This is a genomic window from Mycobacterium sp. IS-1556, assembly GCF_001499985.1.
Classification (GTDB): domain Bacteria; phylum Actinomycetota; class Actinomycetes; order Mycobacteriales; family Mycobacteriaceae; genus Mycobacterium.
Genome location: NZ_LQIM01000001.1, coordinates 122,233 through 134,404, shown reverse-complemented (window position 1 = coordinate 134,404; position 12,172 = coordinate 122,233). Strand labels below are relative to the sequence as shown.

General features: G+C 68.9%; 9 protein-coding genes. 3 read left to right on the top strand and 6 right to left on the bottom strand.

The annotated features are described in order from the left end of the window. Positions 1 to 138: 138 nt before the first annotated feature. The 4 genes from AU187_RS00695 to dprE1 are packed head-to-tail and all read right to left on the bottom strand — an operon-like array spanning position 139 to position 7,467. Positions 139 to 3,363 (bottom strand): arabinosyltransferase domain-containing protein, encoded by a 3,225-nt coding sequence (locus AU187_RS00695; RefSeq protein ID WP_059100717.1) that lies wholly within the window; start codon positions 3,361 to 3,363, stop codon positions 139 to 141. Between the two features lie 11 nt (positions 3,364 to 3,374). Then, a complete protein-coding gene (locus AU187_RS00690; protein WP_059100718.1) occupies positions 3,375 to 5,285 on the bottom strand; it encodes a galactan 5-O-arabinofuranosyltransferase in 1,911 nt (636 codons plus the stop codon). Next, positions 5,285 to 6,067 (bottom strand): decaprenylphospho-beta-D-erythro-pentofuranosid-2-ulose 2-reductase, encoded by a 783-nt coding sequence (dprE2, locus tag AU187_RS00685; RefSeq protein WP_059100719.1) that lies wholly within the window; start codon positions 6,065 to 6,067, stop codon positions 5,285 to 5,287. Before dprE2 ends, AU187_RS00690 begins: the two co-directional genes overlap by 1 nt. Continuing rightward, the gene (dprE1, locus tag AU187_RS00680; protein ID WP_059100720.1) at positions 6,067 to 7,467 is read right to left on the bottom strand and encodes a decaprenylphosphoryl-beta-D-ribose oxidase; all 1,401 of its coding nucleotides are present in this window, start codon (positions 7,465 to 7,467) and stop codon (positions 6,067 to 6,069) included. Before dprE1 ends, dprE2 begins: the two co-directional genes overlap by 1 nt. Positions 7,468 to 7,579: 112 nt before the next feature. Between dprE1 and AU187_RS00675 the strand changes: the two genes are divergently transcribed. The 3 genes from AU187_RS00675 to AU187_RS00665 are packed head-to-tail and all read left to right on the top strand — an operon-like array spanning position 7,580 to position 10,283. After that, positions 7,580 to 9,409 carry an alpha/beta hydrolase gene (locus AU187_RS00675; RefSeq protein ID WP_059100721.1) on the top strand — a complete coding sequence of 610 codons (1,830 nt, stop codon included), beginning with the start codon at positions 7,580 to 7,582 and terminating at the stop codon, positions 9,407 to 9,409. Beyond that, positions 9,406 to 9,975 carry an LppA family lipoprotein gene (locus AU187_RS00670; RefSeq protein WP_059100722.1) on the top strand — a complete coding sequence of 190 codons (570 nt, stop codon included), beginning with the start codon at positions 9,406 to 9,408 and terminating at the stop codon, positions 9,973 to 9,975. The genes AU187_RS00675 and AU187_RS00670 overlap by 4 nt, the downstream gene beginning before the upstream one ends. Further along, positions 9,972 to 10,283, top strand: coding sequence for an ESX-1 secretion-associated protein (locus AU187_RS00665; RefSeq protein WP_059100723.1), 312 nt, complete (start codon positions 9,972 to 9,974; stop codon positions 10,281 to 10,283). The genes AU187_RS00670 and AU187_RS00665 overlap by 4 nt, the downstream gene beginning before the upstream one ends. Positions 10,284 to 10,292: 9 nt before the next feature. Here the strand turns inward: AU187_RS00665 and AU187_RS00660 are convergent, their stop codons facing one another. Both AU187_RS00660 and pdxR read right to left on the bottom strand, forming a co-directional pair. Further along, positions 10,293 to 10,691: a GtrA family protein gene (locus AU187_RS00660; RefSeq protein ID WP_059100800.1), complete on the bottom strand. Its 399-nt coding sequence runs from the start codon at positions 10,689 to 10,691 to the stop codon at positions 10,293 to 10,295. Between the two features lie 50 nt (positions 10,692 to 10,741). Next, complete coding sequence (pdxR, locus tag AU187_RS00655; RefSeq protein ID WP_059100724.1) at positions 10,742 to 12,163, bottom strand: MocR-like pyridoxine biosynthesis transcription factor PdxR; 1,422 nt, start codon at positions 12,161 to 12,163, stop codon at positions 10,742 to 10,744. Positions 12,164 to 12,172: the final 9 nt, after the last annotated feature.

Genomic DNA, 12,172 nt, shown 5'->3' with positions numbered 1-12,172 from the left:
GGTAGGCGACGACGATGTGTGCGCCGGTGACGCGGGGCCGACACTATGAAATCGCGGCGGCCGCCCAGCCTCCTTGCGCCTTAATCGGTTGATCCCACGCACCAGGGGCATGCAATCAACCCGTCAGTGCCAAAGACCTCAGGAAAGACGCAGCGGGGCCGGGCTCCACAGCCCGCTGCGCGTCGCGGTGCCCAGGTCCAGCCGGGCCGGTTCGGCGTCCGGGTACCACGGGGTGAGCTGCTGCAGCGAGCCCCAGTCCCGGAACCAGTCGTCCTCGAGGTAGGTCGGCACCGTCGTGGCGCGCACGAGTAGCTCGGTGATGCCGAGCGGCCCGCCGCCGAGATAGTCCATCACCGGGGAGTTGGCCTCGGCGCCGAACCGGTCGGGCAGGATCCGCCACTTGGGCACCTCGATGACGCCGTTCTCATGCCCGAACGGCCGCTGGCAGGGGAAGGCCAAACCGACCAGCCAGTCGAGCAGCACGGGGTCCTCGGACCCGACGACGTCCTGCAGCGTGCGCAGCGTCGGGATCCGCGGCGGCGTCAACGCGATCCAGTGCTGCGGGTCGAGGTCGTCGTCGGTGGCCACCAGCCGGATCTGGGTGGCCTGCTGCGGAATCGCGGCCATCGGCGCCCGCAGGTTGCGCCACGCGGGTGCGGCGCCGACGTCGGCGAACCCGAGCGCGCCACCGGGCTCATCGTCGCGGGCCTGGGCGTCGGTGGCCCACTGCACGACGACCTCGCCCGGGTCGAAGCGGCCCGCCGCCGCGACGACCAGCAGCGGCCCGGCCTCGTCCCGCGACGGCAGGCGGTACCACGCCGAGCGCAACTGCGCCGGCTGCTGTGTGCCCGGCCGCCAGCTGCCCATCACCGGTGTGCGGGCGGGGTCGAGGTCGTAGGGCAGCCGGGCCCGCGAGCCGTTGACGCCCGCCGCGGCGGTGGTGCCGCCTTCGGTGCCGCCGTTGCCGGCCTGGTCCTCGTCGGCGTCGGTGTCGGCGAAGTTGGTGGAGGTGCCTTCTCCGCTCATCGCTTCGTCGGCGGAGACGTCGGTGGGAATTCCGTTGGGGCCGAAGCCCTGTGCAGTCACGGCTCCGAGCGCCTCGCCGACCGGTGTGCCGACGGGGTTCAGCATGCCGGCGTTCGGGTTCTCCTCGACGAGCACGTCCTCGGCCATCCCGCACGTCTTACCGGTGAGGGCTTCGAGGTTGGAGCGCCCGACGCTCCATGCCGGGTACTGGTCGACCATCGCCAACGTCAGCGAGACCACCTCGAACACCACCACCAGCCAGGTGGCAACGGCCAGGGGCGAGCGCACGATCCGCTGCCATCGACGCGGTGGTCCCGGCGGCGACACGTCTCGCCCGGAGAAGTGGAACCACGCCGCGGCCAGCAGCGCCAGCACGGACAGCCCGAGCAGGATGGTGCTGAAGCCGAACTTCCACTCCGGCATCTGGTTCGACCACGGCACCCCGAAATTGGAGACGTACCACCAGCCGTTGACGGTGGCGAACGACAGCGCCATCGCGAACAGCACCGCCGCGGCGAACACCGATCGGTTGCGCCGCGAGCGCATCGCGGTCACGGTGACGGCGACCGCGGCCAACGCGCCCAGTGAACCGGCCAGCCCGGCGAACACGCCGAAGTGATGCGTCCACTTGGTGGGGGTGAACATCATCGCCAGGAACGAGATCACCGTGATGCCAATGATGCGGCGGCTCGGTCCCAGCGCAGTACCGGGAATCCTGAACTTGCGCAACGACATCGCCACTGATACCGCCAGCGCCAGCAGCAGCATGAGCACCGCGAACCGTCGCGCGACCGAACCGTCCGGGCTCAGCGTGAACAGCCGCTCGTAGCGGATGTGCTCGTCGAACCAGCTCAAGCTCGGCCCGACCGCGGACTTGAACGTGCTGGCCTGCAGTTCGGCGGCCAGCGTCTGGTCCCGGAAGATCAAGATGATCGTGACGGTGGCCGCGGCGAGAATCGGCGCCAGCAGGGCGAGATATCCGAATCGCGAGACATGCGCCGCGACAATGGTTTTCAGCGGTCCGACGGCTACCAGCAGCGCGCCGACCGCCGCGATGCCGGTGGGGCCGGAGAACAGCGTGAGCGCGCCGATGATGACCGCGATCGCGACCGGCAGCAGCCGGCTCGTGGCGACTCCGCGCTCGACCGAGCACCAGGTGAGCAGGATGCCGAGCGCGATGATCGGTTCGGGGCGCAGGCCGTTGTTCAGCGGCAGCCAGAACGCCAGGAACAGGCCCGCCGCCGTCCACGCCGCCGCGGGGGTGGACTTGACCGCGTGCCCCAGGCGCGGGATCACCTCGCGGCTGATCACCCACCAGCACGCCAGCGCCATCACCAGAGTCGGCAGCCGCATCCACACGCTGTGCGTGCTGACGTGCGCCCACAGCGCCAGCAGGTCGTAGTACCACCCGAACGGCGCTTCGGGAGTGCCGAACCAGCGGTAGTAGTTGGCCATGTAGCCGGCCTGCTCGGACACCCGGGCCATGGTCAGGATGTAGCCGTCGTCGGCGGTGTTCGCGCCGACGAAGTGCCACCACACCAGCACCGCGGCGACGAGCCCGTCCAGTGGCCGCAGTGTCCACCATCGGGGCGGCAGGAACCGCTTGGCCCGACGGCCGTCTGCGGTGTCCAGCATGTGCAGCGCGGCCAACGCAATTACGGTCATCGCCACCCCTACGACCATCGCGAGCGTTTTGAGCAGGGTGGGTGATGTGCTGTACCGGGAGTCGAGGGTCGCGGAGAACTCCAGTCCCGGCGGCGCCGGACCACTCAGGTCGGTGAAGACCCCGACGATCTGCGGCCGGAAGTCGTAGCCGCCGCGCTCGCCGCGCAGCGGTTCCCCGGGATCCCGATCGTCGGCACCTTGTACGAGGCCGACGAACTCGCCGGTCACCTTGTCGGCATGCGCAGTGAAGGTCAGCCGCTCGCACTGCGGGCTGAGCACCTGATCCAGCGGGGCGCTGACCACCGGGGTGTTGCGCACGATCACCAGCAGGTCGTTGTTGACCCGCTCGATGAGCAGTCCGCGGTCGACGGCCTTGGGCGCCTGTTTGGGCACCGTCGACAGCAGCACCGTGCGACCGCGGTTCTCCGGCCGGGCCAGAGGAGCCGCCGCGCGGCACGGCACGCTGATCTGCAGGTCGGTCGCGACGTAGCCGATGAGCGGGGCGTTCACACTCTGCAGCACGCCGTTCTGCGGCCAGTTCAGCTCAGCGGTCGTCTGTGTGACCGGCAACAACGGGGTCGCGATCGCGAGCAGGGCGCCGAGCAACCCGGCGACGATGGCAATCAGCCGCACGGTCCGATGGTTGGACCCGACCCCGGCTTCACCGACCACGGGGTTCGATCCTAATTGGGCTGCCGAATCGCCAGCACGAACGGGCCGATGGTGGACACCTCGAAGCGCGGGTCGTCGAACAGGGCCTCGTCGAGTGCGACGTGATAGCGGCGCACGTTCGGCTGGTTGGGATAGACGTCCGACGCCAGCCGCAGCGTGTAGGTGTCGTCGGCGCCGCGGCGCATCAGAAACACCGTCGGCGGCTGCCACGGCAGCGTGTCGAGCGCCTCGATGAACTGGTCGGCGTCGGTCAGCGTCGCCCAGCCCTCGATGGCTTCGGCCCGCTTTTCGAACTGCGCCAGCGGGTTCGCGTAGTGCGACGTCAGCCCCTGGAAGCCGTAGTAGGGGTAGTACGACAGAAAGCTGTAGTCCGCGGTCAGCACGACGGTCTCGTCGCGCGGCCGGCCGGTCACCTCGGCGATCTTGGCGTCGATCTCGCGGTAGTAGCGCTCGGCGCCGGGCGGTCGCCGGTCGGCGCGCTGACCGTAGCCGTCGGTGTCGGTGTAGGCGACGATGATGTCGGAGCGCAGCACGTCGGGGATGTCCTGGCTGAACGTGACCGCGCCGAGTGCGCCCAGCGTGGCCGCCACCGCGATGACCCGCTTCGCGTTCTCTCGCCGCACCCGCGCCGCGACCGCGCGCGTGACATCGATGAAGCCGAACGCGCCGGCCGCGGTCAGCAGCACGGTCAGCGTCGGGTTCAGCCGGAACGACAACAACGTCGTGCCCGCCAGCGTGGTCAGCATCGACAGCAGTGACCAGGCGTAGACGGCCAGCACCGCGATCGCGAGCGCGCCGGCCCGCGTCGATGACCGGGCGCGCCACACCAACCACAGCGTGCCGAGCATGCACAGCGCCCCGAGCAGCGTGAAGTGCAGCATCGGAAACTCGAGTTGCGCACCGTCGGTCGGCAGGTAGTGCTGTGCGGTGCCGGAATCGGCGGGCTCACCGGTGATCGCGGCCAGCAGCCACGGGCCCAGGCCGATCAGCCACATGGCACCGGAGATGACCGCGATGACCGCCAGCCGCAGCAGCGGGTCGACGCGCCTCACCCTGATGTCGCCGCCGGCGCGGCTCCAGCGAGCGACGGTCACCACCACTGCCATGATCGCCAACGTGAACGCGGCATAGGCGAACAGCAGCGTGTACGACAGTGCCGCCGCGCCGAGGAACAATCCGGTGCCGATGACCGCGGCCCATCCGGCTCGCGTCCTCCCGCCCGCCACCCCGTGCGGCCCGCCTCCGCGCAGTCCCGACCAGGCCAGCACGAACACCGGCGGCAACAGCACGGTGATGATCGCGGCGTACGGCTCGGCCGGCGAGTACGCGAGCGTGGCGGCGGCGGTGGCGGTCGTGACGACGAGTGCGTACTCGAACCGGATCATGGCCGCCCACAACACGAACGCCGCCACGACCGCGACGGTGATCGAGATGATCGCCCACGGTTTGAACATCTCCCATGCGGGCGTTCCGGTCAGCGCGGCGAGGCGCCCGCCGATCCAGAACCAGCCCGGCGGATAGAACGGCGGCAGCCCGATGTAGGTCATATCGCGCAGCGCGGCGGTGTCGGTCAGCCGGGTCAGATACTCGGTGCGGAACGCCTGGTCGACGGAGATGCCGTGCAGATAGAGCCGGGTGGCTCCCAGCGGCATCGCCAGCGTCACAACGGAGAACGCGGACAGGAACAGCGTCGCGGCGCCCTTGGCGAGCAGGCGACGCCCGCGCCGCCACCCCCAGCCGCACGCCAACAGCCCAGCCAGGCAGGCGAATTGGCCGACGGTTGTCAGCGCGTGCAGCTGATTCGACGAGTTGTAGGCGGGCCACTCCACCCGCGCGATCGCGGCAAGGGAGACCACCGCCACGACGACCGCAACCGCAGCCGCCGCCGCCATCTGGCCCAGGACGGCCAGCGTGCCGCGCATCAGATGGGAAGCTTGCGGAAGATCGGCCGTGGGATGTGTCGCAACACCATCATCACGTACCTGAACGCTCCCGGCGCCCATACCAGTTCCTTGCCCTTGGCTGCTGCCGTGACCGCCAGCTCGGCGACGTCCTCCTTGTCGACGGTGAACGGCGCCTCCTTCGTGCCGGTCGCCTTCCAGTGCTCGACGGTGGTCGTGGTGCGGACCTGCCCGGGCCTGATGACCAGCACTCGAACGCCGTGCTCCCGCAACGCTTCTCCCAGCCCGAGGTAGAAGCCGTCCAGGCCGGCCTTGGTGGAGCCGTACACGAAGTTGGACCGCCGCACCCGCTCACCGGCCGCCGAGCTCATCGCGATGATCTGGCCGAAGCCCTGGTCGCGCATCTTCTCGCCGAGCAGCACGCCGACCGAAACCGCTGCGGTGTAATTGATCTCGGCGATCTGCACGGCCTTGCGCTGGTCCTGCCACAACTCCTCGGCATTGCCGAGCAGGCCGAACGCCACGATCGCCACATCGACATCACCGTCGGCGAACGCCGCATCGATAACGGCCGGGTGGCCGGCGGTGTCGGTGCCGTCGAAGTCGATCCACTCGACCGATTTCGCGCCTGCCGCCTTCATCGCCGCGATGGCGTTGTCCTTGCGCGGGTGGTCGGGCAGGTCCGCCAAGACGATCCGGGCGTGGGCGTTGCGCAAGTAGCGCTCGCAGATCGCCAGCCCGATCTCGGACGTACCGCCGAGCAGCAGGATCGTTTGGGGGTTACCAACGGCATCAAGAACCATTACAAGAGCTCCAAGCGTCGGGCCATATCGGATGCGAAGACGCCGTTCGGGTCGGCCTTGCGGCGCACGGCGATCCACTCATCGATACGGGGATACATCTTGTGGAACCGTTCGGCGCTGACGCGGGAATCCTTCGCCGTGTACACCCGGCCACCGAACTCCATGACCCGTTCGTCGAGTTCGTTGAGGAATTCGTTGACGCCGGCCTTGTTCGGGAAGTCCATCGCGACGTTCCAGCCGGCCATCGGAAAGCTCAGTGGCGCGCGGTTCCCGGGACCGAACAGCTTGAACACGTTCAGTGCAGAGTAGTGGCCGCGGGTCTGGATCCAGCGGATGATGGCCTTGAACTCCTCGAGCGCGTCGGGCGGCACCAGGAACTGGTGCTGTGCGAAACCCGCTGGGCCGTAAGCGTTGTTCCACCCGCTGACCAGGTCGAGCATGTGGTAGAACTGCGACAGATTCATGATCTTGCCGCTGTAGGTACCGCCGAGCCGGTAGTACACCTCGCCGATCGCCATGAACGACAGCTTGTTCATCGCGCTGACCGGAAACACGTCGGGCACCGTCAGCAGTTGCGGCGCATCGAATTTCAGCGGGTTCTTGGCCAGTTTCGGTGGCAGCTGGTCCAGCGTCGCGAGGCTGCCGCGGCTGATCGACGCGCGGCCGAGCTTCGGCGGCGGGCTGATGAGATCGAACCAGGCGCTGGAGTAGGTGTAGCGGTCTTCGCTGCCGTCCAGGTGCACGGCGATGGTCTCGTCGAGGTCCTTGGTGGCCACCCCGTCGGCGATGAAGTATGCGGTCTCGGTGCGGGTCATCGCGATACGGGCGCGCACCACGATGCCGGTGAGGCCGTTGCCGCCGACGGTGGCCCAGAACAGCTCGCTGTCCGGCCCGTCGGGCGTCACGGCGCGCACCTCGCCGTCGGCCATCAGCAGGTCCATCGACAACACGTGGTTGCCGAAGCTGCCCGCGCTGTGGTGGTTCTTACCGTGGATGTCGGAGGCGATGGCTCCGCCGACGGTGACCTGGCGGGTGCCCGGCAGCACCGGAACCCACAACCCGAACGGCAGCGCGGCCTTCATCAGCTGATCCAGGCTGACGCCCGCGTCCACGTCGGCGACGGCGGTGTCGGCGCTCATCGAGTGGATCTTGTTCAGCGCGGTCATGTCGACGACGAGCCCACCGCCGTTGCACGCCTGGTCGCCATAAGACCGGCCGAGCCCACGGGCGAGCACACCACGACGCAGGAACGACGGACTCGTCGCGGCGGGGTCGGCGGCTTCGCGCACGGCGCGGGCGATCACCTCGACGTCGGGGGTGCGCAGCACCTGGGCGACCGACGGTGCAGTGCGCCCGAAGCCGGTCAGGGCACGCGAAGTCGTCGGCAGGTTCTCGGACATCGTGACGAGGGTACCGTGCGGCGCGTCGCGTCCCGGAGAGCCGGAAATTGGTGCGCGGACCAGGTGTGGCGGTGAGTTAGCGTGGTCAGGCGACTGTTAGGGGTCACCGCCGATGCTGCTCAGCGACATCGACACCTGGAATGTGGGTGCGTTGCGGTCCATCGCGTTCGAGCTCGGCGGCGAGCTGACGACCATCGAGGGGGTCACCTCCGACCTCGAGCTCATCTCCCGGCTGCCGGGGTGGGAATCGCCTGCCGCGGACGCCGCGCGCGGCAAGATCGACGAGACGACCGGCCGGGTGCTCGACGACGTCGCGGTGATCGGCGCCGTACAGCAACTCGCGTCGGAGACCGCCGCGGCGGTCGAGAAGCTGCAGATCGAACTCGACGCCATCCGCGCCGACATCGCCGCGCAGGGCGGCCTGCTCACCCTGTCCGACAACGGAGACGTCACCATCAACGCGCCGCCGGACATGCGTGACGAGTTGCGCCCGATCGCCGACAACATCGAGGCGCGGGCCAAGGCGCTCATCCGCCAAGCCGAGGACGTCGACGCCGACTGTGCCGAAGTCTTCGGTCACCTCGAGGACGGCGACATCACCTCGAAGGGCGCCACCGACTTCGCCGGCGCCCAGCAGATGGGGCGTGACCAGTCGGGGCTGTCTGCGCCGTATCCGCCCGAGGGCGAGGGCGCCACACCCGAAGACGTCAACGCGTGGTGGAACGCGCTGTCGCAGGAGGAGCAGGACAAGGTCAAGGCCGAACATCCCGACTGGATCGCGAACCGCGACGGGGTGCCGACCCCGGTGCGCAGTGAGCTCAACAAGGCGGCGCTGGACCGCGAACTGGCCGACGCGCAGCGGGCCGTCGACGAGTTGCCGACGCTCGAGGAGTACCTGGGTGGCGCCGGGGCCGGCCCCGGATCGGCCATCAAGCGGTCGGAGTACAACCGGATGGTGGCCGAACGGCAGGATCGGTTGAACGATGCGAGGGCCATGAGGGCCGCGATGTCGGTGGACGGCAAGACCGAGAGCGCGTACGACCCGAACAAGTACCTGATGCTGTTGGAGTTCCCGGAAGACAGGGAAGCCCGGGCCGCCATCGCGGTCGGCAATCCCGACACCGCCGAACACGTCAGCGTGACGACGCCGGGCGTCGACACCCGACCGACCAGCCTGCCGGGCATGGTCAACGAGGCCACCGCGCTGCGCAACGAGACCGTCAACCAGCTCGAGCTCGCCAAGCGCCCCGGGGAGGAGGTGTCGACGATCGCATGGCTCGGCTATGAACCACCGGGCAAGGACATCTCGGTGCTGGAGGCCGGTTTCGAGAACCGGGCCAACGACGCCGCGCCGGATCTCGCCGACTTCTACCGCGGCATCAACGCCACCAACGAACACGGATCGGATGTGCACTTGTCGGCGCTCGGGCATTCCTACGGTTCGCTCACCACCGCGCAGGCGCTCTACGAGCTCGGCCAGACCGGGGTGGTCGACGACGCGGCGTTCTACGGTTCGCCGGGCCTGGGGCACACCGACGAAGTCGGGTCGGTCACCGGCGTCCATGGCGTCCCGCTGGAGTTGATGCGTCCCATCGGCGACGAATCCGACATGTTCTTGCAGGACGGCCACGCATACGTCATGAGCGCGCCGGGCGACTGGATCTCCGGAGACCCCAAGCTCGGGCCGATCCCGATGCCGTCGGCTGGTGATCTCGGGCAGTTCGGGCCGAACCCGACGACGCTGCCGCTGGAGCAACTGTCCTCGGAGGCGGCGAGAAGCCCCACTGACAATGTGTCGCGCGCGGGCGCGGAGAGCCACGCCGACTACCCCCGATCCGACGACGGCGGTGTGCTGCGCACCACCGGCTACAACTTGGCGATCATCACCGGTGGGCTGGCGGAAGTACCTTTGGATAACGGCGACGAAAGGTTGATTCGATGACGACGACGCGCGCGTTGGCGGCCTTGTTGGCGACCGCGGCGCTGGTCATCGCGGGATGCAATGGCGGTGGCGGTGCGGACGGCGCCTCGGGCGCCGGCCAGGACAAACCCGAATCCCCGATCACGAACGAGGACGTACCGGCAATGGACATCGCAGACCTGCCCGATATCGAGGCCACGCGAGCCCAGATGATCGACCTGATCGAGCGCGTACGCGGTGAGGTCAGCCGGCTGGTGCCGGCCAGTGCACCGTGGGAGTGGCGCAGAGAGGAGTCGCGCGCCGGCTGCGAGCGGAACGGCCGGCAGGGCGTGGCGCTGTACTTCGCCAAGCTGACTTCTCCGCACTCGTTCACCGACCAGGAGTGGAACCTCGCCCTGCCCGCGGTGCAGCGGCTGGCCGCCGAGGCCGGCTTGACCTCCGACACCGCGATGCAGAACTCGGCGGGAGCCCACGATGTGCGGTTCACCAGTGACGACGGGCGCGAGTTGATGTTCGGCTCGATCGAAGCGTCGCTGATCACCGGAACGATCGCGTGCCGACTCTCGCCTGGAGACAAAACGCCATGACCTACGGCAATCTCAATGTAGTGACCGCCGAGGTTCGGCGGTCCGCCGACCAGATGCAGGTGGTGGCCAACGAGGCGGCGTCGAGTCGCGCCGCGGTGGCCGACAGCATCTCGACCCAAGGTGCGGCGTGGAAGCAGGCGGGCACGCCCGGATTCGGGAAGTTCATCGACATCCTCGAGACGCAGGCGCAGCGTCTGCGCACCGACCTGACCGACCTCAGTGACAAGTTGCGCGCCGCTGCCGATGTCTACGACCGGCAGGACCACGAAGCCGGCGCAGCGCTCGACGGTGCTGTCCGTCGCGAGTGAAGCCGTCCGTCACGTCTGAAGGCGGAAGATCACCGCGCGCTGGACCACGAAATTGATTACGGTCGCCGTGCCCTGGGCGATGACGAACGCGACCGGGACCCGCCACGGCTTCTCGTCCCACGCCACATAGAACACGTAGTTGATGCCGACCTGAACGGCATAGGTGACGGCGTAGAGGACGCAGACGGCGATGAACCGCGCAGCGCTCGGCGGCGCCTGAAAGGTCCACCGGCGGTTGATGAGATACGCGGTCGTGGTGCCCGCGATGAAGCTGACCGTCTTGGCGACATTGACGTGCAGCCCGGCGGCGAGCAACGCGACATACAACCCGAAGTCGACGACCGCCGACACCCCGCCGGTGACGATGAACCGCCCCATCTGGGTGCCCAGGCTGAGGTTCGGCTGCATCGGCGGCTCGGCCACCCGGGCAGCTTACGGTGCGATCGGCGGCGATGCGGTCAGCGGGCCAGCCCGCTCGACTCGAGCACATCACACAATGCGTCGACGGCCGCGGCGAAAGCATTCCTGGCCGGTGTGCCGAAGCCGATGATGATGCCGTCGGGATCGGGCACGTCGGCACTTGCCTGCGGATGCCGCATGATCGAAAGCCCCTGCAGCGCAACGCCGGCCTCACCGGCCCGTTGCAGCACCTCGGGTTCGGCGCCGTCGGGCAGCGTCAGCAGCAGATTGAGCCCCGCGTTGAGGCCGCCGATCCCGATGTGGAAGCTTCCCAACGCCTCGACGAGGGTGTCCCGGCGGCGCCGGTACCGCATCCGCATGCGTCGGATGTGCTTGTCGTAGGCGCCGCCGGCAATGAAATCGGCCATCGTCAGCTGCGCAATTCCGTTGACGTAGAACTGATCTCCGCCACTGGCCGCCAGCACCGACTCGACGAGTTGGCCCGGCAGCACCATCCAGCCCAGTCGCAGCACGGGCGACAGGCTCTTGCTGGCCGAACCGAGGTAGGCGACGCGGTCCGGGCACAGCGCCTGCAGGGCGCCAACGGGTTGGCGGTCATAGCGGAACTCGCCGTCGTAGTCGTCGTCGATCACGTAACCGTTCGCGCGTCGGGCCCACTCGACCACCGCGGCGCGCCGCTCCGGGTGAAGCGACATACCGAGCGGGCTGTGATGGGCCGGGGTCAGAAGCGCAGCGGGTACGTCGAGGGCATCCAGATCGGCCACCACCGCGCCGTGATCGTCGACGCCGATCGGCACCGTGTGCCCGCCGAGTGCGGCGATCGCATCGCGAAAGATGAAGAGCCCGTACGCTTCCACAGCGATGGGCCGGCTGGTGCCGAACACCCGCGTCAGCATCTCGACGCCGTGCCGGGTGCCCGCGCAGATGACAATCGACTCCGGGGTGGTGCGCACCCCGCGCACACGCGCGAGGTAGCCGGCGATCGCCTCGCGCAGTTCCAGGCGCCCGCGTGGATCACCCATGCGTAGCGCCTCGGTGGGCGCGTTGGCCAGCGCCCGGCGGGTGGACGCGACCCACTCGGCGCGGGGGAATTCCGAAACGTCTGGTGATCCGGGCATGAAGTTGTGCCGCGGTGCGGTGCGTATCCCGCGGCGGGGGCGCGCCGGGGCTGCTGCGCCGGCGGCGTTGAGGACCCACGTGCCTGCGCCCTGCCGCGAGGCGAGCCATCCTTCCGCGACCAGCTCGGCATAAGCTTCGGCGACCGTGTTGCGGGCCAGCCCGAGGTCGCCGGCCAGACTGCGCGAAGGCGGCAACACGGCGCCGGGGGCGAGCCGCCCCGAGCGCACCGCATCGCGCAGGGCGCCGATCAGCAGGTCACGTGCGCCGCGGGTGCCGGGCACGATGCGGTGGCGCAGATCCAGATGGAGATCGCGCGTCCCCGGATTGGCCCACGAAGTCATGCCTGAATT